The organism is Marinobacter sp. V34, assembly GCF_055524115.1.
This window is the reverse complement of the sequence record NZ_JBUPZY010000017.1, coordinates 1-25300: the sequence shown is the minus strand read 5'-3', so window position 1 is coordinate 25300 and position 25300 is coordinate 1. Positions and strand designations below refer to the sequence as shown.

The window sequence follows — 25300 nt, the reverse complement described above, 5'->3', positions numbered from 1 at the left end:
AGAGGAAATATCATGAAAACAAGATTTAGAAAATCCGTATCTAGTATTCTGGCAATTGGCATAACAATAGGGATTACCTCCGCCAGCGCCTTTGCCAGCGACGACGTGATCAACGAGTCCTTCCATCCCTATAATAATGAGAAACCAAGCCATGACGGGCTCAGTGCCGGCATGACGATTGACCAGTCCAACGTGACTCGGTTCAAGGACATTATTGACCCGGCCTTCTACACCTTCATTGAGAAAGGCTGGACCTCAATCACTGTCGGCGAAACCACATCGTTTGACCTGCACCCTGCCTATGTAGAGGCAAGCCGAAATGCACTGGGTAACGTTTCCCTGGGTGAGCAGGTCGGTGAAATCAACGGCTGGAAAGCTGGCCGCCCCTTCCCTCAGGAACCGAACGCGGACGATCCCCGGGCCGGCGAAAAATTGGCTTGGAACTATAAGTACGGCTACAACTGGGGCGACAGCGCCGCCATAGCTCCGTTTTACTGGAAATACCGCGACATGGATTCCGGAAAAGTGGAGCGAACCATCAAGTTCAACTTCCACTTCCTGAACTATAAGGGCCGGGTGATACAGGAACCGACGCCGGAAATCACACCCAACCCGTCTGACCTGTTCCGAGCCATCTATGTCCAGGTGCTGGACCCGGCGGATGTTCGTAATACCCAGTTGTTGATCCACCGCGCAGCCGACGACCTCAAACGCGATAACTCCTGGCTTTACCTGGGTTTCCAGCGCCGCGTACGTCGACTGGCAACCGGGCAGGTAACCGATGCCTTCCTGGGATCGGACCTGATGATCGAGGACTTCGAAGGTTACAACGGTCGAATTTCCGACATGAACTGGACCTACAAGGGTACCCGTTACATGTTAATACCTTTCTACAACCACAACGACATGACCCTGGACACCGAAACGCACCAGGATGACGACGGCTACCAGGTTATTGCTTTCGGTGGCCAGGGCGGATGTTTCCCGGATATTACCTGGCAACTGCGCAAGGTGTACGAGGTCGAATCAGTACCAGTAGACGAAAGCCACCCGCTTTCGAAGCGGGTTCACTATATGGATGCCCAGACCTTCACCATTCCCCGTACCGTGTCGTATGACCGAAAAGGCAGCCTTTGGAAGACCTTCACCATTGGCCAGGCCCATCCAGATCATCACCTACCCAAGAACAAGGGCACCGGCGTGTCTATCGATGACAGCTTCAGCATGATCGATGTGCAGGCAAGCCATTGTACCACCGGCCAGTTCAAGGGTCAGGTCGATCCCGAAATGTCCCGACCCAGTATGTTCAACGTTCAGCATCTCCGCGCAACCGGCAGTTAAAGCTGGTGTACCCCTTGGGCCCGAATTTGCGGGCCCTTTTTTATTCATTAAAGATGGCTTATCAGGGCCCGGATGCGACGGTTGTCGGGGAACCGTCTCAGCAGTGACCCGGTCACCTCTCGAGCCTCATGCTTCTGGCCCAGCTGGTACAGTGCCACCGCGTAGCGATAACCAAACAACCATTGCCCGGGAGCAAGCTCAACAACCTGCCCCAAATTCTCCAGTGCTGCTGAGTAGTCCTCCAGCTTAAGGTTTATCAAGCCACGCAGGTGAAACAGTCACGCCTCACCCGGCGACGCCTCCAGCGTTGAGTCAATCAACTGGATCGCTTCACGGTTACTCCCTCCAGAGCGGAGAACATTCGTTAACCGAATGGCTGCCGGGACAAAACCACGGTCTTTCTCCAGGGCACGGTCCAACGTCTTCTCAGCCTTGTCGACCATGTCGTTCGCCAATAGGTAGCGGGTCCTCAGGACAAGGCCGGAGGGAAGGTCTGACTGAATATCCAGGAAGTGCTCGTATTCGTTCCGGGCATTTTCCCAGGCCCCTGAATCCAGGGTTTGACCCAGCCTCACCAGTGTTTCGAAGGCTGCGATGCGTACCGCAAGGGCTGGATCATTGAGGCCGGCTGCCGTCAGGTTCAGGGCCTGATCTTCGGCCCCATGGCGCAGCACTCTGTAGGCACTCTCACGAATCACCGCATGTTCGCTCCGGAGTATGTCCGCGACAAGTGATGGTTTGTTCCGGGCCAGCGCTTCACCCCATCGCTCCAACAGCGTAGCCCGGCATAATGCCGGTTTGTCAGAGTGGCACGCCAAGCACACATCCGGGCTACCACTAGCTTTTGAGACATCAGGCCGCGGCACCATGAAACTGTGCTCACGGCGGTATCAATCTTCATGAAGGTGGTTTCTGGCATATGGCAGTTCACACACTGGGCCCCGCCACTGTCTTCAGGATAATGGTGATGCTCCGGCGTATCAAAATCGCCGGCATTGTGGCACTGCGCGCAGACGGCGTCTCCCTCTGCTTTAAGTTCCCCACTATGGGGGTTGTGACAGTCGCTGCATACCACGACGGCCTGGAACATTCTGCTCTGTTCAAAGGAGCCCAGCACAAACACTTCTTCCCGCACCCGGCCATCGGAATAATACAGCGGCGGCTCTGGCCGGCTCAGGCTATACTGGTCATGGACCTGGCCGCCCTATGTGTCCGCCAGACTGGTTCTCAACGAGTGGCAGCGCCCGCAGGTAGTCACCTGGGCATCCCTTGGATGATTCACCCGTGTGTCGTGGCGGGCGGCTGCCTTCACTGACCAGCCAGGCTCCCATCGCCGCCAGATCGACGCCGGAGCCGAGGGACCTATCCTGGAGCTTGGCTTCGGCGTGTGCCTGTGCCGTTTCATGACAGGCAATGCAACTCACTGCAGCGTGATCCCAGGTGGTATTGTAAGTATCGCTTTGCGCATCATAGTTGCGCTCGAGCCCGGTGGAGTGGCAATCCGCGCACTGGTTATTCCAGCTCTGGTAGATGCCGGTCCAGTGCATGGCATCTCCGGGATGGTTTTCACTCGCTTGAACCAGCGCTGACCACATTCGGACTCGTCCCGGGAATCCTAGGCAATGTTGAACGCCTGGATCCTGCCATCACCGATATCGATCAGATACTGTTGTAACGGATAAACACCGAAGGTATATCGCACCGCCCATTGCCTTGTTTTCCTGCCTTCAGTGGTATGGATAACTGCGGCGAATGTATGCGTCCCACTCCACTAGCATTTGCTTGAGCTTTTCCGGCTTCTCCGCAGCTAGGTCGGTTGTTTCAGTAGCCGGATTTTCCAGTCGCCTTTACGCACCGCGGCAGGGCCCAGCAACTCCCAACCAACAACGCGGTTTCTCTTGGCCTTACCATTCAGGCCGGGGAGCATGGACACGCCCTGGATATCGAAAATTTCACGGCCGTTATAGGGGCTTGCGGGCTGTTCAATACCCGCCAGCTCCAGAAAGGTGGGCATGACATCCATCACGTGGAAGAACTCGTGGTTAATTTCACCACCGGATTTGCCCGGCAGGCTGAGAATGGCCGGAACCAACAAGCCACCCTGGGACGGGTATGCCTTCCACATTGGATATGGCGTAGCACTGACCTGAACCCACTGAGCGCCATACCAAATATAGGAGTCCGGACGGCCGATATTGTGGTCCATGTTGTCAACCATTGCCGCGTAGACTTCCATCTTGCGCTGTTCGTCAGTCAGTTCATTCCAGGTGGGTAGTTCATCAAACGGAACATTGGCCGAAAGCTCATCGCCTATGAGCCCCATCTCCCTCATTTTAGCCACACGCTGCTGGCGAATGGCCTCATAGCCCTCGCCATACCGACCTTGGTATTTGTTGATGTAGAACTCTGGTGCGTGGAGCGGCCAATGGGGTGCGGTAAATGCAAGAAAGCTAAAGAAAGGCTTATCTTTTGCGGCGTCGATATGTTCTATGAACTTGTCGGCGTAGAAGTCAGATGAGAAGAAACCTTCAGGCACCTCAACCTGCTTTCCGTCCTCCAGAAAGATCGCTTTCGGATCGACACCAACAATAGCGCGGCCATCATCAAAGTGGCTGGTACCACCCTGTACAAGCACCCAAGAGTTATCAAAACCACGGGCAGCGGGACTTAGTTCCTCGGTTGGTCCGAGGTGCCATTTACCCGCCATAAGCGCCGATGTCGGAGTAGCCCAGATCATCGGCCACGATCATGAGAAAGCTAGGTTTTCCGGCCTTATCGGCGGAAGCCATCATCAAGACTGCCATCAGCCCCAGGGCCATACCCAACTGACGAAGCAATGCATTGTTGTTGTACATCTCATGCCCTCAGTCAGTTTGTTGTTGTGCCACCTGTGAGTGCTTAACTTCATTCTGCTGAGGGCTGTGGTGTAAGGGTTATCCAGTATGCGCAGGGCCTAACCGAAATGCGCAGAAATCTGGAAAGCGGGCGTCCCTGCCCAGACTGAAAGGGTGGTTATATGCCTTATCAAAAATGAATAACCGTCCGAATACTCTTCCCTTCATGCATCAACTCGAACGCCTCGTTGATGTCCTCAAGGGGCATGTTGTGGGTAATAAACACGTCGAGCGGAATATCCCCTTTCTCGGCCTTTTCGACATAACCCGGCAGCTCAGTTCGGCCCTTCACGCCACCAAAAGCAGACCCTTTCCAGACCCGACCGGTGACCAGCTGGAACGGGCGGGTACTGATTTCCTCGCCGGCCCCGGCCACGCCGATGATGATGGATTCACCCCAGCCCTTATGGCAGCACTCCAGGGCGGAACGCATGACGTTGACGTTGCCAATGCACTCGAAGGAGTAGTCCACACCGCCATCGGTCATTTCCACGATCACTTCCTGTATCGGCTTGTCGTAATCCTTAGGGTTCACCACATCCGTGGCGCCGAGCTGTCTGGCGATATCAAACTTGCCGGGGTTGATGTCGATGGCAATGATGCGGCTGGCCTTGGCCATGGTGGCGCCAATAATCGCCGCCAGGCCGATACCGCCGAGACCGAAGATGGCGACCGTTGCGCCTTCTTCCACCTTCGCGGTGTTCAGCACGGCGCCAATACCGGTGGTCACGCCACAACCCAGCAGGCAGACTTTGTCCAGCGGTGCATCCTTGGGAATCTTCGCCAGGGAGACTTCCGGCAATACCGTGTATTCAGAGAAGGTGGAGCAGCCCATATAATGGTAAATGGGCTCGCCCTTGTAGGAAAAACGGGAAGTGCCATCGGGCATCACGCCCTTGCCCTGAGTTTCACGCACGGAACCACACAGATTGGTTTTACCGGACGTGCAGAACTTACACTCGCCGCATTCGGCCGTATAAAGAGGGATCACGTGGTCACCCACTTCGACGGAAGTGACACCCTCGCCCACGGCTTCAACAATGCCACCACCTTCGTGGCCAAGGATGGCTGGAAAATTACCTTCGGAATCGGCGCCGGACAGTGTGTAGGCGTCTGTGTGGCAGACGCCGGTGGCAACAATACGCACCAGCACCTCCCCTTTCTGGGGTGGAGCAACATCCACTTCCACAATTTCCAGCGGTTTGTTGGGGGCAAATGCCACCGCGGCACGGGATTTAATCACTGGCAGACTCCTTGAACGTGGTTCGGAATAAAATGTCTCGGGTTTTACGGGTTTGACGCTTACTAGACGACCGGTCTAATATACCAGCCATGACATCGAACGACACCCGCAATCACATCATCCACACCGGCGCCGACCTGATTGGTCGAAAAGGCTTCGGCGCGACGGGCATCAATGCCGTGCTGACCGCCGCCGGTGTACCCAAAGGGTCGTTCTACCATTACTTTAGCAGCAAGAACGATTTCGGGTTGGCTGTCATCGACACCTTTGCGCAGGAATACGACACCAAGCTGGATCTGATTCTGAACGACCACACCCGCTCAGCGGTGGATCGCCTGAGGGCCTACTTCGACACGGGTCTGGAAACCATGACCAGCTGCGAATTCACCCGGGGCTGCCTGATCGGCAATCTTGGCCAGGAACTGGCCGGGCAGAACGAAACCTTTCGCAGGCGCCTGGATACCGTCTTCCAGGGTTGGGAGAAACGCTTTGAGCGTTGTATTGAAGAAGCTCGTCATGCGGGTGGTATCGACGACTCTATTAATCCTGCCGACGTGGCGAGTTTCCTGCTTTCCGGCTGGGAAGGCGCCATTCTCAGAGCCAAGGTTCTGAAATCCACCGAGCCCATGGAGCGGTTCGTGCGGGTCTTTTTCAGCCAATGCCTTGGTATTCGCTGAACGCCGATATTTTTTTCTTAAAGCACTAGTAGACTGGTCTAATTAAATCCGATTAACTCTGAAGGAGAGTGATCAATGAACAATGTAAACGACGCACTGTTTCAACCACATGATCTCGGCACCCTCACACTGCCCAATCGCGTGCTGATGTCTCCCCTGACCCGTTCCCGCGCCAGTCAGCCCGGAGATGTGCCAAACGACATGAACGCGCAGTACTACCAGCAGCGCGCCGGTGCAGGGCTGATCATCAGCGAAGCCACCCAAGTGTCGCCTCAGGGCAAGGGCTATGCCTTTACTCCCGGCATTCACTCGGAAGAACAGATTGAAGGCTGGCGCAAGGTCACTAGCGCGGTGCACATGGCCGGCGGCCGCATACATATGCAGCTCTGGCACGTTGGTCGCATCTCCCATACCGCGCTGCAGCCAGATGGCAACCAGCCCGTGGCACCATCAGCGATCAAACCCGAGGGCGCCAAAACCTTCATCAGCGCCGATTCCGGCATGGTGGACGTGCCCGAGCCCAGAGCTCTTGAAGCCAGCGAGATGGCAGACATCGTGGAGCAGTATCGCCAGGGCGCCCTGAACGCCAAAGCAGCCGGGTTTGATGGTGTGGAAGTACACGCCGCCAACGGTTACCTGTTGGATCAGTTTCTCAAAAGCGGTAGCAACCACCGCAATGATGAGTTTGGCGGCTCCGTTGAGAACAGAATGCGCCTGCCACTGATGGTGATCGACGCTGTTATTGAGGTCTGGGGTAAAGAAAATGTGGGCGTCCGTGTCAGCCCTACCGGCAGCTTCAACGCGATGTACGACGAAGACCCAGTGGAAACCTTTGGTGAATTCGCGAAGCGGCTGAACGATCTGGGCATCAGCTACATCGAGGTCGTGGAAGACTCATTCCAGGGCAACCATGCGAACGGCCGTCCGGAATCGGTGATCGATGCCATCCAGGCTGGCTTCCACGGCACTTACATCGCCAACGGCGCCTATACCGCCGAGGAAGCTCGCAAGCGGATCGGCAACGACCGCTGCGACCTGGTCACCTTTGGCCGTCCGTTCATTGCCAATCCCGACTTGCCGGAGCGTCTCCGCCAGCATACGGAACTGAATAAATGGGATGACAGCACCTTTTATGGTGGTGATGAGCGCGGTTATACCGATTACCCAACGCTGAAGGAACTTGAACCCAGCGCCTGAACATCACTTTCACACGAGTAAGGAGTCAAACCATGAGCAATACCAACGACCCAATCAATAGCAAAGTCGTGATTATCACCGGCGCCAGCAGTGGCCTGGGTGAGGCAACGGCCCGCCGCCTCGCCGCGCGAGGAGCCCGGCTGGTACTTGCAGCCCGTCGCGAAGACCGCCTGTCCAAACTGGCAGAAGACCTGAAAGCCGAGGGTGCTGAAGTCACTTGGAAGGTTACCGACGTGACTGACCGAAACCAGGTGGAGTCACTGGCTGCCACCGCGAAAGAAACCTTCGGCCGGATCGACGTACTGATCAACAACGCCGGCCTGATGCCACTGGCACCGCTGGACGCCCTGAAGGTCGATGAGTGGGACCAGATGGTGGACGTCAATATTAAAGGCGTGATGTATGGCATCGCGGCTGTACTGCCGACCATGCGTGAACAACACAGCGGGCATGTGATCAACCTGTCGTCCGTTGCCGGACACAAACTGTTCCCCGGTGCCGCTGTATACTGTGCCACGAAATACGCGGTGAAGGCGCTGTCTGAAGGCTTGCGCATGGAAGCCGGCGACGAGATCCGCAGCACCAACATCTCACCGGGAGCCATCGACACCGAGCTGACCAGCACCATCACTGACCCGAACGCCAAACAGGCAGCGGATGAGCTCTACAAGGTGGCGATTGATTCCGATGCGGTGGCGCGGGCCATAGTCTATGCCATAGAACAGCCTGCGGACGTTGATATCAACGAAATCATTCTGCGGCCAACGGCCCAGGAGCTGTAAGGCTGTTGCTTGCTAAGCGCTGTCGGCGAGCATCTGGTTGATGCCGCCGACAGGCTGGTGTGATACTGGTTGTTCCATTCCAGACGGACGCACCAAACATGACCACTGTGCAGCAGGCCCTGGCCCGCATTATCGACACCTGTCAACCGGCCACACTGGTGGTTTGCGGCGAGATCGCTGATGAAGTCGGGGATCATTGGTGCCGGCACCACAGCGAATCGGCCATGACCACTCTGGATACCAGCGCCCCCAACGATGCCTTCCCGCTGCCCGAGACCCAGGACCTGGCTCTAGTGACCAACACGCTCGAACACCTGAACCACGACGAGGGCCAAGTACTGCTGGGCCAACTGCGCAACTACGGCACCCACCAGATCGCCGTTGTGGTGGCAGACTGCCCCGGGTGGTCGTTTACGGACTTCATCGGGCTGGGCTTCCGCAGGCAGGCCGAGCTTGGTGACGAAAACCGTCCACTCACGCTCTACACCTACAACATCGACAGCTACAACCACAAACGCGCCTGGAACAACCCTGAAAATTGGGCCAATCCGGAAATGTGGGGCAAGGCCTGGTGGTAGCGGCCACGCTTACAGCGAGGCCACCACGTCAAGGTTGTGGCGACAGGCGCTCAGATAGGACGCCCCGAAAAGGTTGTAGTGGTTAAGGGTGTGGTACAGGTTGTAGATGGCCCGCTTGGTGTCGTAGACATCCGTTCTGGGATAGACCCGGTCATAGGCACGGTAAAAAGCCGAAGAAAAGCCACCAAACAGCTCCGTCATGGCAATGTCCGCCTCCCGGTCACCGTAATAAACCGCCGGATCAATGAGCCAGGGCCCGGCGCTGTCGAACAGGACATTTCCGGACCATAGATCGCCGTGGAGCAGGCTTGGGTGTTCGCAATGCTCATTCAGAAACCGGACGAGCTCGTCGCCCTGGCGCTTTAGCACCGCTTCAAACTCTTGCCGAATAGGGGCATTGCCGATCATGCCTACCTGCACACCCAGTCGATCTCTCAGGAAAAACGCACCCCAATCGTCCGTCAGGCGGTTCTTCTGTGGTGACATCCCAATCATGTTATCGGCGTCGAACCCGTACTCGGGCCGACGTACCGCATGCATGTGCGCCAGGCCTTCGCCAAGCGCGGCCATGGCCTCCTCGCTCGCCGGGCCAGGATGGATCTTCGGAATCACCAGCTCGCGGGCTGATACAGCTTTCACCTCCGGCACACGCAACCCACTGACACCGGCCGCTTTTAGGGTTTCTGCCAAAACCTCAAGACCTCGGGCTTCGCACAACAGCGCATCGGGAAAGGACGAGGGATTATGTTTCACGAAATCAGTCATACCACCAGTATAACCATGATCGGAAATCGCCTCGCAAACACCCTTGGCTTTGTCACAGGCTTCATGGATCATGGAACTGCAAGGCCATCCCACATAGGAATAGCCCGATGACAGGTTTTAGCAAGCACACGGCAAACAAACAGTTGAATCACGAGGCTGACAAGGTTCACCGCCGAGATGTGGGAGCCCTGCTCAACCGCCAGCAAGCTATCGAAGACAAAGTCAGGAATAGCGGCAAGCTGAGCCGGTTCAGCACCGACATCCGGCTGATGTTTTCCATGCTGAGGGACTACTGGCAGGGCAACTATCGTGAAGTCCCCTGGAAAAGCATTGCAGCGATAGCCGGCGCCCTCGTTTACGTGCTTAACCCCCTGGATTTAATCCCGGACCTGCTGCTGGGATTCGGCCTGTTGGACGACGCCGGCGTGGTGGCAGCATGCCTGGCCCTGGTGGAATCAGACCTGCTTCGTTACGCGGCGTGGAAAGATCTTAAAACAGAGACACAAACGCTTACGGATAGCGATTGATTCAATTGTGGGCTACCGTTAATCTTCAAAAGCCCTCTGAATCACAAAACCTTTTGGAGCTATCTTGGATTTTGCCACCCTGATCGGCCTCGTTGGGGCCATCCTGCTTATTGCTTCTGCCGTCATACTTGGCGTATCGCCGGATGTCTTCATCAACCCTCCCTCGATACTGATCGTGGTCGGTGGCACCATGCTTGTTGTGCTGGCGAAATTCAGCTTCAGCCAATTTTTCAGCGCATTCAAAGTGGCCGCTCGAGCGTTCAAATTCCGCTTGCCGGACACCCGTGAAAGCATTGATGAACTGATTGAGGTGGCCAATGTTGCCCGCAAGCAAGGTGTTCTTGGCCTGGAAGAGCGTGAAGTTGGCTCGCCCTTTCTCGGCCAGGGAATACAGATGCTGGTCGATGGCCAGAATGCTGAAACCATCAAACACCTGCTGTCCAAAGAGCGCCTACTGACGCTGGATCACAATCGGTCTGGCGCAAAAGTCTTTACGGCAATGGCCGACGTGGCCCCCGCCATGGGCATGATCGGCACACTCATCGGTCTGGTGCAGATGCTGTCCAATATGGAAGACCCAAAGTCCATCGGACCCGCCATGGCGGTTGCCCTGCTAACCACACTCTACGGCGCCATGATTGCCACCATGATCGCCACCCCCATCGCAGACAAACTCTCGCTGAGAATGACCGAGGAAGCGCGTCTGCAATCGCTCTATATTGATGCGCTGGTCGCCATAAAGGAAGGCACCAATCCACGGGTTATCGAGCAGATGCTGTCGAGTTACCTGACGCCGAAAGAACGTGAGAAAAACTCAGAAGCCGAGACGGCAGGCGTTTAGCCATGGATGAATTACCGGAAGAGGAAAAAGCGGGTATTCCCGCCTGGGTAGTAACCTTTGCAGACCTGATGTCGCTGCTGATGTGTTTCTTTGTGCTGCTGCTATCGTTCTCGGAAATCGACGCGCAGAAATTCAAACAGATTGCTGGCGAACTGTCGAAAGCATTCGGTGTGCAACGTGAAGTGCCCGCCCTGGAAATACCCATGGGCACTAGCCCGATTTTCGATAAGTTTTCTCCGGCACCGCCCGAGCCCACCGTCGTCAATGAAGTCAAACAGACAACCACCGACCAACAGCCCGAACTGGAAACCCTGAAGAGCCCTACGGATGTGGCTGTGGAATCCGCCATTCAGGACGAGCTCCAGAAGACCTTGGAGCAGGTTCGATCGGTGCTTGAGACAGCCATCGAAGATGGCCGGGTAAACCTCACCCAGGATCATCATAGAATCATTGTTCGCGTTGAGGAGAAGGGGGCTTTTCCCTCCGGTTCGGCGGACCTGACCTGGGAGTTTGAAGGCCTGTTGCTGGAAATGGCCGACATACTGGTGGAGATCCCCGGCAAGCTGACCATCGAAGGCCACACCGACGATGTTCCCATCCGCACACAGCGGTTCTACAGCAACTGGGACCTGTCCGCCGCTCGGGCAGCAGCGGTTGCCAATGCGCTCCTCGCCGAGGGTAAACTGAAGCCTGCCCGGCTGGCGGTCACCGGTCTCGCGTACACCGAGCCACGGGTACCAAACACCTCTTCGGAGAACCGTGCCAAAAACCGCCGGGTGGAAATCATTATCGATCTGTCCGGGCCGATCGAGGAACAGGAGATGCGGATAAGGGAACTCATGAACCCCGAAGCCGATGCGTCCGCTGCACCGGATTCCCGCAGTTCCGACGAATCCGATCAGGACGAATTACTGTGGTAGGCGGCCAGAATGGTGCGCCTCCCCCGTTAATGCACCATTAAAAAGCACGATCACCCCACCTCCAACGCAATTCCGCCCCACGTCAGAGCAAGAAATCACCTAATCGACTCTCCGCTCTGAATTTGCCTCAAAATGGAACACTCCTTGCTTGCTGTGCACGCTATCAATGCACAACCCGCCCGTGACAGGCGGATAAAACCATAAAATCAGGAGCAACCAACCCGTGGATATCACGAGTGCAGTACATACCCTGACCGAAAGCGCCAACACACTGTTCATTTTGATCGGTGCCATCATGGTACTGGCCATGCACGCTGGCTTCGCCTTCCTGGAAGTCGGCACCGTGCGCCACAAAAACCAGGTGAATGCCCTGGTGAAAATCATGACCGATTTCGGCATCTCCGCCGTGGCCTACTTCTTCATTGGTTACTACATCGCCTATGGCAGCCATTTTATGGCCGGCGCTTCGGAGCTGACGGCCGCGAATGGCTATGATCTGGTCAAGTTCTTCTTCCTGATGACCTTTGCTGCCGCCATTCCTGCCATTGTTTCCGGCGGTATCGCCGAGCGTGCGAAGTTCTACCCGATGCTCATCGCCTCGGGGCTGATCGTGGCGTTTGTATATCCCTTCTTCGAGGGCATGATCTGGAACGGCAACTACGGCTTCCAGGCCTGGCTGGAGAACCAGTTTGGTGCGGCCTTCCACGACTTTGCCGGCTCGGTTGTGGTGCACGCCGTGGGCGGCTGGATCGCCCTGGCCGCCGTGCTCCTGCTCGGAGCACGTAACGGCCGCTACCGCAACGGCAGAGTGGTGGCTTTTGCCCCCTCCAACATCCCGTTCCTGGCGCTGGGCGCCTGGATTCTCACCGTTGGCTGGTTCGGATTTAACGTGATGTCCGCCCAGACTCTGGACGGCATCAGCGGCCTGGTGGCGGTGAACAGCCTTATGGCCATGGTGGGCGGCGTTCTGGTGGCCATGCTGGTGGGCCGCAAAGACCCGGGCTTCATTCACAACGGACCGCTCGCCGGCCTGGTGGCTGTGTGCGCCGGTTCGGACCTGATGCACCCCGTCGGTGCACTTATTACCGGTGGCATCGCCGGCGCCATCTTCGTGTACATGTTTGAGTGGGCCCAAGACAGGATCGAACGTCTGGACGATGTACTCGGTGTTTGGCCGTTACACGGTGTGTGCGGCGTCTGGGGCGCCATTGCCGCCGGCATCTTTGGCCAGGAAGCCTTCGGGGGCCTCGGTGGCGTCAGCCTGATGTCGCAGGTCATCGGCGCGGTTGCTGGCGTTGTGGTGGCCTTTGTCGGCGGCCTGATCGTCTACGGCATTGTCAGCGCCATCTCCGGCCTGCGTCTCACCGACGAAGAAGAATTCAACGGTGCGGATGTCAGTATCCATCGAATCGGCGCGACATCCCTGGAATAACCCTACCTGCCAGCCGCCTTTTCTGGCGGCTGGCAATGCTTTTTATTGACACCTCCCTCCGCCTGGCCTTTGCTTAAATAACCCGTTCCGGTGATAAACCTACCGTTTGCCGCCAGAGTGGCCTGCCTTTTGCTATTCCTTTAACTCATGGGAATGGCTGGATATCGACTACCCACATCCGGTGAGTGGCGTGTTCAGGAGAGGGTCAAGGTTATGTTGATACAAACCCCACCCGAGGGTATCTACGACGAGCTGTTCGATCAGGATAACCGGGTGCGGCCCAGCTGCAGGGTGCTGGAGGACTGGCTGATCAGATCCGACGAAGCCCTGTTAGCCGAAAAGCGCCGCGAGGCAGACGTTCTGTTTCAGCGCCTGGGCATTACCTTTAATGTCTATGGCGAAGACCAGGGGGCCGAACGGCTCATTCCGTTCGATCTGATTCCACGAGTGATCTCCGCCAGTGACTGGCAACGTCTGCAGGCGGGATTACGCCAGCGGGTGCAGGCTCTGAACCGCTTCCTGTTCGATATCTACCATGAGTTCGACATCATTCGAGCCGGGGTTATCAGTGCTGAGCAGGTGTTCGCTAATCCCCAGTACCAGCCTGGCATGCAGAACCTGAAGCTGCCACGAAACCTGTATTCCCACATAGCCGGCATCGATCTGATCCGCCACAACGATGGCGACTTCTACGTGCTGGAAGACAACCTTCGCTGCCCCAGCGGTGTCTCCTACATGCTGGAAAACCGACGCATGATGATGCGCCTGTTTCCGGAATTGTTTGCCAAGGCGCCGGTAGCACCGGTTGAACACTACCCAGCACTGCTGGGTGAAACCCTGCGTGCAGCGTCCCTGAATCCCAACCCCACCGTGGTGGTACTCACCCCCGGCCGCTTCAACAGCGCCTATTTCGAGCATGCCTTCCTGGCCCGCCAGATGGGTGTCGAGCTGGTGGAGGGCGCTGATCTGTTCATACGCCACAACAAGGTGTACATGAAGACCACCATCGGCCCCCAGCAGGTGGACGTCATCTACCGGCGGATTGACGACGATTTTCTTGACCCACTAGCCGGAAACCCGGATTCCATGCTGGGCGTTCCCGGGCTCTATGCCGCCTACCGCAGCGGTAATGTGGTGCTTGCCAACGCCATGGGCACCGGCGTCGCCGACGACAAGGCCATCTATCCCTTCGTACCCGACATGATTCGCTTCTACCTGGGAGAAGAGCCGATCCTGAAAAACGTCCCCACCTGGCAGGGCCGTAAACCAAAAGACCTCAAGTACATCCTCGACAACCTGCCGGACCTGGTGGTCAAAGAAACCCAGGGCGCTGGTGGCTACGGCATGCTGATCGGCCCGAAAGCCAGCAAGAGTGAGCTGAACCATTTCCGATCGCTGTTGCAGGCCAGACCAGACAACTACATCGCTCAGCCCACCCTGAGCCTGTCGACCTGCCCAACCTTCGTGAACGAAGGCGTCGCACCACGACACCTGGACCTGAGACCTTTTGTGCTTTCGGGCAAAAAAGTGCAGATGGTGCCCGGTGGATTGACCCGAGTGGCATTGAAAGAAGGGTCGCTGGTGGTGAATTCGTCCCAGGGCGGCGGCACCAAGGACACCTGGGTACTGGAGGGCGACGAATGCTGAGCCGAGCCGCATCAAGTCTGTTCTGGATGGCCCGATACCTCGAAAGGGCGGAAACCCAGGCCCGGCTGCTGGACGTCAGCCTGACCATGGCGTTGATCGACGTTCCCGAAGACCGCGAGGAGCAGTTGTCCGTGCCGTTGCTGGTGACCGGCACCCAAGAAGTCTTTCATGAGCTCTACCAGGAAATCACCCCCCAGAACCTGATTGACTTCCTGCTCCTGGATGACCGCCACCCTGCCAGTGTGTTCAGCGTTATCCGCAGCGCGCGGGACAACGCCCTGCAAGTGCGTGGCAATCTCTCCGCGGACGTATGGGAAAGCATCAATCTGGCGTGGATGGAGCTGAAAGAGTTGCGCCGAAAAGGGGTGACCGAGTCCAATGCTAGCCGGGTGTTCGACTGGACCCGCGAGCGTTCAAACGTGTTCCGTGGTGCGGCCTATGGCACCCTTCTGCGTAATGACGCCTTCCATTTCCTGCTCCTGGGCACGTTCATCGAGCGTGCAGACGCCACCGCCCGTGTGCTTAACATCCGCCACCACATGGCCACCAAATCCCTGGAAGGGCACCCCACCCAGTCGTTCTTCGAATGGACGGCGCTGCTGCATTCGTTGGCCGCCTTTGAGGCCTACCAGAATACGTACGGCCACAATATCGAACCAATGAATGTGGCCGAACTGCTGATTCTCAAACCGGATGTTCCCCGTTCGCTTCACGCCTGCCTGGAGGAAATCGCGGATCTTCTGGAGGAGATCGAAAGCGGCGAGGCCCGCCGGGCCAGGCGCCTGGCCACAAGCCTGTATGCCAACATCCGCTACGGCGACCGCGAATACATTGCCGAGCGCGGCCTGAATGAGTATCTGACCGATTTCCTGCAACGCATCCAGCGCATCGCCGGCCAGATCCAGAAAGACTACATGGGGTGGAAACAATGAAGCTGAATATCCGCCACGACACGACCTATACCTACGATCAACCCATGCACAACGGCATCCAGTATCTACGCCTTACCCCCCGCAACACGCCGCAGCAAAAGATACTGGGGTGGCATCTGAGTGCCCCCGGCGAAACCAGCCAGATGACAGACGGCTACGGCAACGTTGTCACTGTGATGACCATGGACAAAGCCACGAAGGAAATCACTCTGACCGCAGAGGGCGTCGTTGATCTCACGGGCAAGCCATTGACCAAAGATGATTCACCCTTTCCCCCAGAGGTGTTCCTGCGCCACACCCCACTGACTGACGCTGACAAAGACATCAAAGCCTTCGCCAGCCAGTTCTCCGCCAACAAGCGCAGTCTGGTTCGAATGATGAATCGCATCCTCGAGCATATCGAATTCACGCCTGGCGTCACCACTGTGACCCACACCGCCGCCGAGGCTTTCCAGCAGAAGGCAGGGGTGTGCCAGGACCATACCCACGTATTCATCTCCTGCTGCCGCCACATCGGGGTGCCGGTGCGGTATGTCAGTGGTTACATACACACCTTCAGCGACGACCACCTCGCCACCCACGCCTGGGCCGAAGCCTGGCTGGGCCACAACTGGCATACCTTCGATGTGGTGAACCTGCTTAACGTTGCTGAAAGCCATATCAAACTGGCAACTGGGCTGGATTACCGTGATGCGGCACCGGTACGGGGCATTCGCAGCGGTGGCGGAATGGAGCACCTGCATACCCGCGCCTGGGTCACCATGGCGGGAGAGAGCCAGTAACAAAAAGCTGTGCAAATTCCACACGCCGCCCCATGCTTTCTGCCCAGAAACGGTTAAACTGAGCGCATTCAGTATGACCCGAGGGTAGCCCGATGACTTATTGTGTGGCGATGCGTCTGGCCGACGGCCTTGTTTTCGCATCCGACTCCCGCACCAACGCGGGCTTTGATCAGATTTCGACCTTTCGAAAGATGCATACCTTTGAACAGCCGGGGAAGCGGGAGCTGGTGATTTTATCGGCCGGCAATCTGGCCACCAGCCAAAGCGTGATCAGCCTGCTGGAAAAACGCGCCGGCTCCGAAGAGCCCAATGTGTTCTCCACGGTTTCCATGTTCGAGACTGCGGAGGTTGTGGGCAGGACCATCCGTGAGGTTATTCACCGCGATAATCCCGAAGGTAAGGTGAACCATGTGGACTTCAGTTGCTCAATGATACTGGGGGGCCAGATTCAGGGCGAACAGGCACGCCTGTTCAACATCTACCCCGAAGGCAACTTTATTGAAGCCACCGAGGAAACGCCTTATTTTCAGATCGGTGAGTCCAAATATGGCAAACCAATCCTCGACCGCGTAGTGAACTATACGTCGTCACTGGATCGGGCCTACCAGTGCGCCCTGGTTTCCTTCGACTCCACCATGAAAAGCAACCTCTCGGTGGGCATGCCTTTGGATGTGGCCATCTACCGCAACAATGAACTAAAACCCTGCTTCATCGACCGGGTAGACGAACACAACGACTACTTCCACCAACTCCGCCAACAGTGGCACCGGGGTATCCAGGAATTGATCAGCGACCTCCAGCCGCCGCTCATCCGCTAGGTCAGTCGCCATAACCGGTCAGTTCCATATACCCCACACCATCGTGGGAACCTTTCACTGACACCGGGCTTTCCCAATACGGGTAGAGCCCGGCATTCCAATAGTCACCAGGCGGTGCGGCAACGTGAATGTCCACGCTCTGCTGCGGCATCTTCAAACGCCATTCCACGGGAACCCTCCCCTGCGGCGACTCTGCCCATTTGAGCGGGCTCACGCTGATGTCGTTTCCGTCCAATGATTCAAGCTGGCCTTCGGCGTTTATCCAACTGCCAGACACGAACGCACCCTGATCTTCCCGCAAGCGAAACGCCATCAGTTTATGGCCGTCGTCCAGATGCAGGGCGAACCAGTCCCAGCCCTGCTGGCCAGCTTTCAGAAACTGGCTGCTCCACTCGCGATCGAACCAGCCCTTACCGGAAACGGCCAGGGTTTCAGCGCCAAGGGTCACCGTACCCTCAATGCGCAGATCCACCAGGCTGAAATACATCGAGCCCTCGCCACTGGCGGATTTGGCACTGAACCCGTTCTTTCCATGGGGCACCGGTTTGCCAATGTTGCTCAGGCGCAGGTCGTAGCGCCAGTCACCGCCGTCCACTTGCAAACGCCACCGCCCCGAATCCGGTTCCGATACCAGCCGCCAGTCGTCCAACCATACCTGCAATGGATCTGCCGTGGCTCCTGCATGCCCCAAATCACCCCGGGCCAACTTCTCGTCGAACCAGTGTTCGCCCCCGAACGACACGGCTGCGTGTGCCATCCACGCCGCATCCAGGGGCCAGGCACTGGCCTCTGGTGGTTCTGTATTGACGGGTCGCGGTTTCAACGCCTGACGGAACTGGGTCCACTGCAATCCCAGCGGCCTGCCGTCTCGGGTTTTCAGATTAGCGGTCAGGTACCACCATTCAATGCGGTGTTGTGGATGAGGGCCCCAGTCTTCGGGAAAGGCCAGGGTATCGCCTGGCTCAGGCTGCAGGAATCGCGATTGCTCCACCTCGCCAGTCTGCTGCGCAAGCCCCGCGAAGCCGGTGTCGTTTGCCGAATCCGTACAGCCCGCAAGGAGGATAGCCAAAACACCGGCAAGAGCGCTGGCTTGGATTTTCATAGCTCCACCTGTTTTATGCTTTCCGTGTGACCAAGCTGCCGGCGCATCAGGTGGGCAATCATCAGGCCCGTTGCTACGGCCACCAGGCCCAGCTCAAACCAGAACAGAGGGTACAGGTCCATCGGCAGTGACCAGCCAAAGGCCAGCGGATTGATGCGACCGACCAGCACCCAGGTCAGCCACACGCCCAGCGGCAGCCCGGCGATGGTCACTGCAAGGGTCAGCGCCACCGACAGGCGCCGAAGCTGGCGCCTGACCATCGAAGCAGGCAACCCCCAAACGCCCAGCAATTGGAAATATTTCACCCGGGTGGTGAAAAAGACCCACCCCATGATCAACAGGGCAATTGCCGCCAGAAACAGGGTCAACAGGCTGATGGCGCGGGTAAGCAAGAACGTCTGACTGAATACATTCGACGCCAGGGCACGGATGCTGTCGTTGTCTCTGATGGTCAGTTCCGACGTCTGCCAGGTGTCTGACAGGCGCTCGCGAATGTCGGACATCGCCACGCTGCCTGGCATCACTGAAAAGCTTTGGAAATGGGCTCTGAAATTCGCAGGAAGTGCTGAGCCGGCCATCAGAATTTCGCCCGCAGGTCGGCCGTAGTCTGCGTAGATGGCCACCACTTCTGCATTGCGATTGATCCCGGCCAGGCTAATACCGAGGGTGTCGCCCACCTCAAACCGATAGCGCCGTGCCAACTGCTCGTTAACCATTACGCCATCGGATTCAAGCCTCAGCCAAGGCTCATCAACACTCGCCAACAGCGTCCACGTTTTCACCAGATGACTGATTGGCATCAGGGCAAACAGGTCCACCGCAATACGCTCATCGCCAAAGCCGCGTTGGTTGCCGGAATCCGCCATCGCAATGTTTGCCTGCCCACGGATCACCCGATGCCACGGCCCGATGCCGTCCAGGCTTCGCAATTGCGCGGCCGCCGAGTCGGCGTCAGCGCCCGCTGGCACCTCCACATAAAACGCCGCTTCCAGGCGCTGGGCCAGCCATGTGTCGAAAGTATCCTCAAAGGTCGTCACCAACGCCTGCACCGCCAGCACCGTGGCCACTGCAAATTGCAGTGCCACCACCGGCAACGCCAGGTGCCGGAACATCACAGCCAGTTCCCGTTGCCGCCAGCGGACAAGTGGGTCGGCTCTTCGTGAACCTGTACAGTCGGAAAGTCGCTGGACAAGCAGTGCCAACCATCCAGGGGTAAGCCAACCGACACCCGCAAACACCATCGCCGTCGCAGCAAAAACCGAGGCCAGGCCGGGAGCCAGAGCGACACCCACCATCCCGACCAGAAAAACCAGGAAAGCGATCATTCGCCCCCGACCCTGGCCAGCCACAGCCTGCCACCGCGCTGGAACCACCCAATCCACCAGACAAGCCGCCAGCACCAGAAAGACCATGATGCCGGCAGCCCTCCAAGGCAGTGACCCGGCTGCGCTGGCATAGACGGCCACATCAAACAGGCTGTCGAAAGCCTGCCCGAAACCGCTACCCAGCATCCCGGCAAGCCTTGCCCCCAACCATAAACCCGGCACAACGCAGATACCGGTCAGTACCAACAATTCCAATGCTAGCCACTGAGTTATCCGTTGGCGGGACACCCCAAACCGATGCAGCAGGGAAAAGCTGCTGTGCCGCTGAGCAACCCCCAATCGATGTACGCTGCGCACCAGAAATCCCGTAATCAACAGCACCAGAAGGCTCAGGGCATCCAGATTCAGCAGGAAACTGTCCGCCAGTTCACCGGTAGGAGGGCCCATGGAAAACTCTCTCAGGGTATAGCCAGTTGGTAAACCCCTGTTCGCGTCCCGGGCCAGCAGGTATAGCCGGCTGCTGTACCCTTCTCTGGAAAGCTCTGCGGCTTCGCTGATATCGAGGAAAGGCGCACCCTCCAATGTTTCGGTGCCGCCGCCGAGGCCAGTGTCACCGAAACACCCCATCGCCAGCGGGTCGATGCCGATCACCCGTCCCTCTGGCGGCGGCCGTTGCACCTCTAACCAGGGCACCACGCACACGCCGGCCATACGCAGGGCAGCAAAGTCATCGACGCCCACCGGTCGCCCATCTGAGCGAATCACCTGAGCACGAGCCGCCACCGCATCCTCGCTCTGGAACAGACTGTTACGGGCCTGATCGGTCAGTACCGTCACCCCGGTCCACAGCATGGTTGCCAACACAATCATCAACGCCAGAGCCAACAGCTGAAAGGGGTGGCGGCGGTAGTGACTGACGAAGGCGCGCGCAAGCATCATTGATCACCCAGCAGTGCTGAGATCAAGCAAATGGTCACAGCGGGAAGCCAGTTCCCTATCGTGGGTAGCAAGCACCAGGGCACAGCCGGTTTGCCGCTGCACAGTGAACAGGCAGTCCGCCACCTCATCAGCGGTATGACGATCAAGGCTGCCGGTGGGCTCGTCTGCCAGAATCAACGCCGGAGCCATGGCGAACACCATGGCCAACGCCGCACGTTGGGCCTGGCCGCCAGACACCTGATCCGGGTAACGATTGGCTTCTGCACCTACCCCCAGTCGCTCCAGCCACCCATGCTCGCCGCCAACAGCACGGCCGGCCAGATGGGAGCGCAGGCGAACGTTGTCCAGCAGCGAAAGGGCGGGCATCAGGTTAACGTCCTGGAACACCACGCCAATGGTGCGCCGGCGGAGTTCGGCCCAGCGCACTTCAGCGCCCGCGACCGCAGCACCGTCAAACGACTCGCCCGCGACTTCAATGCATCCGCCATCCAGTTCCTGCAGGCCACACAACAGGTTCAACAAGGTGCTCTTACCGGAACCCGATCGGCCCACGACCGCCATGGACTCCCCCGAACCAACCGACAGGGACACATCCGCCAGCACGGGCACCCGCTGGCGACCGCTGATAAAACCTTTGCATAACCCTTCAACGACCAATACCGGACTTCCCATCATGCGCTCCGCTGGACAGTGTCTCTGAGCACTATACAGCCCGAATGTACTTATGGGTCCGGGCCGAGGTGTTGGCGAATTGCGTTTTACGGACAGAAATACTACGACTTTAGTCTAAATTATCGTCACTTTTTGCTGAAAATCTGATCTAATTCGCCCCACTTTACTTGTGCTTACATTACCTACATATTTTTACCGCCCGGATACATTGAGTTACCGGGCCACCATAGATCTTGCCCCATGGATAGCTACAAAGAACCCCTAAAAGCCCTGGCACGTCCCTATCGCAAGGCGGTATTAATGGCGTTGCTGGTTCTCACCATGCTCGGGGGCATCCTGTTTGCAATCCTCAACCTGCTCACAGGCAGTTATCCATTGGCCATTGTCGAACTAGCAATGGGTGCATACGCCATTCTTGTTTTCAGGGCAGTACGCGATACACAGCATCTTGAACGGTGGATCATTGCTTACGCCATCCCGTTCTTCACCGCCATGATGTTCGCCATGGCCATCCCCAGGGCCTCGGCCACTGTACACGCCTGGGTACTGCTGATACCTATCGTCTCTCACCTTCTGATGGGCCGTCGGCTCGGGCTGGCTATATCCGTGTTCTACATGAGCATCGCCGGCATTATTTTCCTGCTCAGATATCACAGTGAGCCCGCCATGATGCAAGCGTTGCCAATCGCCAACATCGCCGTCATCTCTCTGTGCATCCTGGTGTTCTCCCACGTATACGAAGTGACTCGGGAACAGTCACAGCGACAGCTGCTCAAAATCGCCCAAACCGACACACTCACCAATCTTGCCAACCGGGCCAGACTCAGTGACATATTCGAGCGAGAGCGACAGCGCGCCCGCCGCTACAACACGCCAATGACGATACTTGCGCTGGACCTGGATCACTTCAAGGAGGTCAATGACCGCTATGGCCACGAAACCGGCGATCTCGCCCTGCAACACGTCGCCCGTATTTTCCGGGAATGCCTGCGCGCAACAGACCTGCCGGCACGCCTGGGAGGGGAAGAGTTTGGCATACTGCTAACCAATACCAACGGCCAGCAAGGCTTGGAGGTCGCCGAAAAAATCCGTATTGCAGTCGCCTCGACCCCGTTGGCCGTCAATAATGACGTTGTCCGCCTGACTCTCAGTGGTGGCGTAGCGGAATTCGGGCCAGACGGCGAGACCCTGCGCCAATTGGTGAGAGAAGCCGACAAGCGCCTATACGAAGCAAAGGACCGGGGCCGTAACCTGATCATCCCGGCGGAGGCAACCGCTAGCCTTCTGGAACCACTGGAATCAGGCACGAACGGCGCCTGAATTGGGGGCGCAGGATACTCTGGGCTACTGGTGCGGCTTGCCCATGGCATCGGTAAAACAGTCTCGGCCGGACTGTTTCGCCATATACAGTCTGTCATCAGCATCACCTATCAGCTTTTCCGCTGTCAGGTCGCCATCCATGTCACACAAGGTTCCCGAAACACCCGCGCTCACTGTGATGGATAACGTGTTGCCCTCAAACAGGAAGCTGTATGCTCGGACCTTATCCAGAATTCGGCTGACCTGCGCCACCGCCGCTATTGGGCTTGTGGCTGAGAACAGCACTACGAATTCCTCACCGCCGTAGCGGGCCACCACATCCATGGCGCGTGTCTGCTCCAACAAGACACTGGTAAACTCCCTGAGCACATAGTCGCCGGCGAGATGGCCAAAAGTGTCGTTGACCTCCTTGAAGTGATCTATATCGAAGATGGCCAAGGCGAAGGGCTGTTGCTCCCGATGCCACAGAGCAATCATTTCGTCGAGGCGGGGATAGAGGTAGCGGCGGTTGTGAAGCCCGGTCAGCGGGTCCCGGATGGACTGGTTGAGCAACTCCTCCTCCAGTCTGTGGCGATCAAGAGCGCCGGACAGTAGACCGGAGACAATAATCAGCAGATCCGCCTGGTCTTCGCGCCAAACTCTGTGACTCAGGGAATCCACGCCAAAAAAGCCCGACACCATGCCGCAAGTTCGCACCGGCACACAGAACATCGAGCAGACACCCTGTTCCGTCATTAAGGCCTTCTCCGGGCCAGCCTCGTCTGGAAGCGCGGCCACGTCTTCAATGAAAACAACACTGTTCTCCTGGATCATCTGTTCAACCTGGCGATGCCACCAGGCAAACTCGGCGATGGGAACCTGCTGCTGGGTATCGATCAGTGGTTCGACACCCTCGCATGACCATTCATGCGTGTTGGTCATTGTTATCCGCCTCTCAGAGAAGCGGTAAAGGTAGGCTCTGTCGACCTCAAAAAACTGACCAATGGATTCGAGAACACGGTTAATGCTCTGATCAATGTTACCGAACCCACGAGAGATAAAGTCTGACGACAGCCGGGCAATCAGTTTCTGAAAACCAGCCTGGAATGAGAACTCGGCTTCACTATCCCGGAGAACGAACTCCAGGTTCTTGAATGGCTGGATGTCATTAAACTGTCCATACCAAAGCACCCTGCCGTCAGCCTGTTGCTCTGGAACCGTATCTGACTCAAACCAGTGATACTCCCCACTGGCAAGTCGCATACGTGCCTGATGCTGCCAGGGAGTGAGCTTCCTGGCGGAGTCCTCAAGGCTGGAGGCAACGCCGGCAGCATCCTCTGGATGGATAGCAGAGAATACAGCCTGGCCGTCCCGGAAAAGTTCTTCCGGCTCAAGCCCAAACAGACTTCTCACGCGGTCACTCACGAAAGGGTAACGAAAACGCTGGCCGTCGGCACTGCGCTGGAAGATAAACAGCACCCCGGGCACGCTTGAAGCCAGCTTTGGAAACAGCTCCAGAGACCGGCTCTGCGGCCCTTCATCGTCAAATCGCGGCATAGGTGATTTGCAACTCCGGATTTGGAGGACCCGATCTGGGCCCCTCCATCAAAGTGTAGAGCACGGTGACAGGCGCTGCGAGTAGCTGCTCAGATGAAATCAGATACCTTGTGGCGCAGAACAAACTGCGGCATGTCTCAAACCATCGCGCATCGCTGCCAGCTCGTGAATGGTCCTAACGAGGTGAACGTAGCGAAGTGAATTTGTTGGAGCCGAAGACTCGGCTTCTTTAAGATAGATCTAATCGGACACATAACGCCAGCCAGCATGCGCGGCTGCGGAATGGAGGCGAAGCCGCAATGTAGTAGGCGTCGCCGTGACTGGCCTTGTTAGAACCATTGCGATATAGTTGTACGGAGTTTCCGTACGTAATGGTGGAATTATGGATATCATCAGTGTAAACAAATTCAGAGATAACCTGAAAAGCCTTGTGGAACAGGTTATTAGCAAGCATGAACCGCTCAAGGTGACACGCCGAGCCGGAGAGGCTTTCGTGATTATGAGTGCTGAGGATTGGGAAAGAGAACAAGAAACCCTGCATGTTCTTCAGAACCGAGACCTGATGCAGCAGATTGCGACCTCTCTCGATACTCATAGCCGGGGCCAAGGATACACACCTAATGATGAGCAGATGAATGAGATCACTGGTATTTGAGGGCAACACCTGGGAAGCCTATGAAAAGATGCGAGAGAAAGACAAGAAGCTGCACAAAGCTCTCTGCAAATTGCTGAAAGAACTGCTCCGCTCTGACGACCCATCAACTGGCATCGGCAAACCTGAACCGCTTAAACACAACTTATCAGGCTTGTGGTCACGGCGCATCTCACAGAAAGACAGACTCATATACCGGTTTGACGAAAAATCCATCTACGTTTTCGCCATTGGAGGACACTACGACCAGTCCTAACGAGGCTGTAGAAAAACCCGATTTCGAGCTGTTCCCACCGCCTGATTCCTGTAAATTTTGTCGCGGCCACCAACTGGCCGATTAGCACGATTCCGGTGTTCAGCCATCAGTTTCGGCCCTTT

The 25300-nt window shown here is 57.2% G+C and carries 28 protein-coding genes; 16 read left to right on the top strand and 12 right to left on the bottom strand.

Annotated elements, in window-relative coordinates:
- Positions 1-12 precede the first annotated feature (12 nt).
- Positions 13-1341: a DUF1329 domain-containing protein gene (locus AC0B60_RS19705; protein WP_465087580.1), complete on the top strand. Its 1329-nt coding sequence runs from the start codon at positions 13-15 to the stop codon at positions 1339-1341.
- Between the two features lie 47 nt (positions 1342-1388).
- Here the strand turns inward: AC0B60_RS19705 and AC0B60_RS19700 are convergent, their stop codons facing one another.
- The 7 genes from AC0B60_RS19700 to AC0B60_RS19670 all read right to left on the bottom strand — a co-directional run bounded on the left by AC0B60_RS19700 (position 1389) and on the right by AC0B60_RS19670 (position 5478).
- Positions 1389-1601, bottom strand: a complete 213-nt coding sequence (locus tag AC0B60_RS19700; protein WP_465087579.1) for a tetratricopeptide repeat protein — start codon at positions 1599-1601, stop codon at positions 1389-1391.
- Positions 1602-1619: 18 nt separating this feature from the next.
- Positions 1620-2114, bottom strand: a complete 495-nt coding sequence (locus AC0B60_RS19695; RefSeq protein ID WP_465087591.1) for a hypothetical protein — start codon at positions 2112-2114, stop codon at positions 1620-1622.
- Positions 2036-2431 carry a cytochrome c3 family protein gene (locus AC0B60_RS19690; protein ID WP_465087578.1) on the bottom strand — a complete coding sequence of 132 codons (396 nt, stop codon included), beginning with the start codon at positions 2429-2431 and terminating at the stop codon, positions 2036-2038. The genes AC0B60_RS19695 and AC0B60_RS19690 overlap by 79 nt, the downstream gene beginning before the upstream one ends.
- A gap of 97 nt (positions 2432-2528) precedes the next feature.
- Positions 2529-2936 carry a hypothetical protein gene (locus AC0B60_RS19685; RefSeq protein WP_465087577.1) on the bottom strand — a complete coding sequence of 136 codons (408 nt, stop codon included), beginning with the start codon at positions 2934-2936 and terminating at the stop codon, positions 2529-2531.
- A gap of 212 nt (positions 2937-3148) precedes the next feature.
- A complete protein-coding gene (locus AC0B60_RS19680) occupies positions 3149-4078 on the bottom strand; it encodes a sulfatase-like hydrolase/transferase (protein ID WP_465087576.1) in 930 nt (309 codons plus the stop codon).
- A complete protein-coding gene (locus tag AC0B60_RS19675; RefSeq protein WP_465087575.1) occupies positions 4038-4196 on the bottom strand; it encodes a hypothetical protein in 159 nt (52 codons plus the stop codon). The genes AC0B60_RS19680 and AC0B60_RS19675 overlap by 41 nt, the downstream gene beginning before the upstream one ends.
- Positions 4197-4365: 169 nt before the next feature.
- Entirely contained in the window at positions 4366-5478 is a 1113-nt protein-coding gene (locus tag AC0B60_RS19670) for an S-(hydroxymethyl)glutathione dehydrogenase/class III alcohol dehydrogenase (RefSeq protein ID WP_465087574.1), read from the bottom strand.
- A gap of 89 nt (positions 5479-5567) precedes the next feature.
- Between AC0B60_RS19670 and AC0B60_RS19665 the strand changes: the two genes are divergently transcribed.
- The 4 genes from AC0B60_RS19665 (at position 5568) to AC0B60_RS19650 (ending at position 8712) form a co-directional block, all read left to right on the top strand.
- Entirely contained in the window at positions 5568-6155 is a 588-nt protein-coding gene (locus AC0B60_RS19665) for a TetR/AcrR family transcriptional regulator (protein WP_465087573.1), read from the top strand.
- Positions 6156-6230: 75 nt separating this feature from the next.
- Complete coding sequence (locus AC0B60_RS19660; protein ID WP_465087572.1) at positions 6231-7352, top strand: alkene reductase; 1122 nt, start codon at positions 6231-6233, stop codon at positions 7350-7352.
- 32 nt (positions 7353-7384) lie between these two features.
- On the top strand, positions 7385-8134 hold the full coding sequence (locus tag AC0B60_RS19655) for an SDR family oxidoreductase (RefSeq protein ID WP_041333548.1): 750 nt from the start codon (positions 7385-7387) through the stop codon (positions 8132-8134).
- A 98-nt stretch (positions 8135-8232) separates the two neighbouring features.
- Entirely contained in the window at positions 8233-8712 is a 480-nt protein-coding gene (locus AC0B60_RS19650) for a DUF6231 family protein (protein ID WP_465087571.1), read from the top strand.
- A gap of 9 nt (positions 8713-8721) precedes the next feature.
- On the opposite strand, the gene AC0B60_RS19645 is transcribed toward AC0B60_RS19650, so the two are convergent.
- Positions 8722-9549: a fructosamine kinase family protein gene (locus AC0B60_RS19645; RefSeq protein ID WP_465087570.1), complete on the bottom strand. Its 828-nt coding sequence runs from the start codon at positions 9547-9549 to the stop codon at positions 8722-8724.
- 35 nt (positions 9550-9584) lie between these two features.
- Between AC0B60_RS19645 and AC0B60_RS19640 the strand changes: the two genes are divergently transcribed.
- The 8 genes from AC0B60_RS19640 (at position 9585) to AC0B60_RS19605 (ending at position 17376) form a co-directional block, all read left to right on the top strand.
- Positions 9585-10004, top strand: a complete 420-nt coding sequence (locus AC0B60_RS19640) for a YkvA family protein (RefSeq protein ID WP_465087569.1) — start codon at positions 9585-9587, stop codon at positions 10002-10004.
- Positions 10005-10068: 64 nt separating this feature from the next.
- On the top strand, positions 10069-10845 hold the full coding sequence (gene pomA / locus AC0B60_RS19635; RefSeq protein WP_465087568.1) for a flagellar motor protein PomA: 777 nt from the start codon (positions 10069-10071) through the stop codon (positions 10843-10845).
- A 2-nt stretch (positions 10846-10847) separates the two neighbouring features.
- Entirely contained in the window at positions 10848-11765 is a 918-nt protein-coding gene (locus AC0B60_RS19630; protein ID WP_465087567.1) for a MotB family protein, read from the top strand.
- A gap of 223 nt (positions 11766-11988) precedes the next feature.
- Entirely contained in the window at positions 11989-13197 is a 1209-nt protein-coding gene (locus tag AC0B60_RS19625; RefSeq protein ID WP_465087566.1) for an ammonium transporter, read from the top strand.
- Positions 13198-13410: 213 nt separating this feature from the next.
- Positions 13411-14844 carry a circularly permuted type 2 ATP-grasp protein gene (locus tag AC0B60_RS19620; protein WP_465087565.1) on the top strand — a complete coding sequence of 478 codons (1434 nt, stop codon included), beginning with the start codon at positions 13411-13413 and terminating at the stop codon, positions 14842-14844.
- On the top strand, positions 14838-15776 hold the full coding sequence (locus AC0B60_RS19615) for an alpha-E domain-containing protein (RefSeq protein ID WP_465087564.1): 939 nt from the start codon (positions 14838-14840) through the stop codon (positions 15774-15776). Before AC0B60_RS19620 ends, AC0B60_RS19615 begins: the two co-directional genes overlap by 7 nt.
- Positions 15773-16558 (top strand): transglutaminase family protein, encoded by a 786-nt coding sequence (locus tag AC0B60_RS19610; protein ID WP_465087563.1) that lies wholly within the window; start codon positions 15773-15775, stop codon positions 16556-16558. Before AC0B60_RS19615 ends, AC0B60_RS19610 begins: the two co-directional genes overlap by 4 nt.
- Positions 16559-16650: 92 nt before the next feature.
- On the top strand, positions 16651-17376 hold the full coding sequence (locus AC0B60_RS19605) for a proteasome-type protease (RefSeq protein WP_465087562.1): 726 nt from the start codon (positions 16651-16653) through the stop codon (positions 17374-17376).
- Between the two features lies 1 nt (position 17377).
- On the opposite strand, the gene AC0B60_RS19600 is transcribed toward AC0B60_RS19605, so the two are convergent.
- Genes AC0B60_RS19600 through AC0B60_RS19590 form a run of 3 tightly spaced genes read right to left on the bottom strand, consistent with a single transcriptional unit; the run spans position 17378 to position 21414 of the window.
- Entirely contained in the window at positions 17378-18478 is a 1101-nt protein-coding gene (locus AC0B60_RS19600) for a lipocalin-like domain-containing protein (protein ID WP_465087561.1), read from the bottom strand.
- Positions 18475-20742: an FtsX-like permease family protein gene (locus AC0B60_RS19595; RefSeq protein WP_465087560.1), complete on the bottom strand. Its 2268-nt coding sequence runs from the start codon at positions 20740-20742 to the stop codon at positions 18475-18477. The genes AC0B60_RS19600 and AC0B60_RS19595 overlap by 4 nt, the downstream gene beginning before the upstream one ends.
- Before the next feature lie 3 nt (positions 20743-20745).
- Positions 20746-21414, bottom strand: a complete 669-nt coding sequence (locus AC0B60_RS19590) for an ABC transporter ATP-binding protein (RefSeq protein WP_465087559.1) — start codon at positions 21412-21414, stop codon at positions 20746-20748.
- 240 nt (positions 21415-21654) lie between these two features.
- Here AC0B60_RS19590 and AC0B60_RS19585 point away from each other — a divergent pair, with 240 nt between their 5' ends.
- Positions 21655-22734 (top strand): GGDEF domain-containing protein, encoded by a 1080-nt coding sequence (locus AC0B60_RS19585; RefSeq protein WP_465087558.1) that lies wholly within the window; start codon positions 21655-21657, stop codon positions 22732-22734.
- Between the two features lie 24 nt (positions 22735-22758).
- On the opposite strand, the gene AC0B60_RS19580 is transcribed toward AC0B60_RS19585, so the two are convergent.
- On the bottom strand, positions 22759-24270 hold the full coding sequence (locus AC0B60_RS19580; RefSeq protein ID WP_465087557.1) for a bifunctional diguanylate cyclase/phosphodiesterase: 1512 nt from the start codon (positions 24268-24270) through the stop codon (positions 22759-22761).
- A 382-nt stretch (positions 24271-24652) separates the two neighbouring features.
- Between AC0B60_RS19580 and AC0B60_RS19575 the strand changes: the two genes are divergently transcribed.
- The gene (locus AC0B60_RS19575; RefSeq protein WP_465087556.1) at positions 24653-24925 is read left to right on the top strand and encodes a type II toxin-antitoxin system Phd/YefM family antitoxin; all 273 of its coding nucleotides are present in this window, start codon (positions 24653-24655) and stop codon (positions 24923-24925) included.
- Positions 24906-25178: a Txe/YoeB family addiction module toxin gene (locus tag AC0B60_RS19570; protein ID WP_465087555.1), complete on the top strand. Its 273-nt coding sequence runs from the start codon at positions 24906-24908 to the stop codon at positions 25176-25178. The genes AC0B60_RS19575 and AC0B60_RS19570 overlap by 20 nt, the downstream gene beginning before the upstream one ends.
- Positions 25179-25300 lie beyond the last annotated feature (122 nt).